We start from the raw sequence: 585 nt of genomic DNA, 5'->3' as shown, positions 1-585 counted from the left end.
AATGGTGCAGTTGGCAATACCAAGGCATTAGGAAATATTACTGCTAACTCTACAGGAATAACCGCATTTAATCAAACAGTCGATGGCGTGAGTTTGACTACAGATCCAGGCGGCACAACTGAACTAAAAGGCAATGTCGCTACAATCGGCAGTCAAACTTATGGAGATGCTGTCACAATTGCCAACAATCCGATTCTCTCCGGCAGCGACATTACTTTCAGTAATACTGTAGACGGCAGCAGCGATTTGACGGCGAAGGCGATTAGCGGTAATGTGACATTTAATGGTGCAGTTGGTGCTGCAAGTACGATCGGCAATTTAACAGCTAACTCTACAGGCACAACTGCATTTAATCAAACAGTCAATGCTGCGAGTTTGACTACAGATATTGGCGGCACAACTCAACTTAATGGCAATGTGACAACCACTGGCGCTCAAACCTACGGAGATGCAGTGACAATTGCCAACAATCCGATTCTCTCCGGCAGCGACATTACTTTCAATAATACAGTTAACGGCAGCAGCGATTTGACGGCGAAGGCGGTTAGCGGTAATGTGACATTTAATGGTGCAGTGGGTGCTGCA

General features: G+C 46.0%; 1 protein-coding gene. It reads left to right on the top strand.

Features of this window, described 5'->3' with window-relative positions; translation table 11 throughout:
* A partial coding sequence (locus tag QUA20_RS21135; RefSeq protein ID WP_333190988.1) for a hypothetical protein occupies positions 1-585 on the top strand: 585 nt, incomplete at both ends.

It is taken from the genome of Microcoleus sp. Pol7_A1, from assembly GCF_036701085.1.
Taxonomy (GTDB): domain Bacteria; phylum Cyanobacteriota; class Cyanobacteriia; order Cyanobacteriales; family Microcoleaceae; genus Microcoleus; species Microcoleus asticus.
This window is presented reverse-complemented; position numbering and strand designations above follow the sequence as displayed.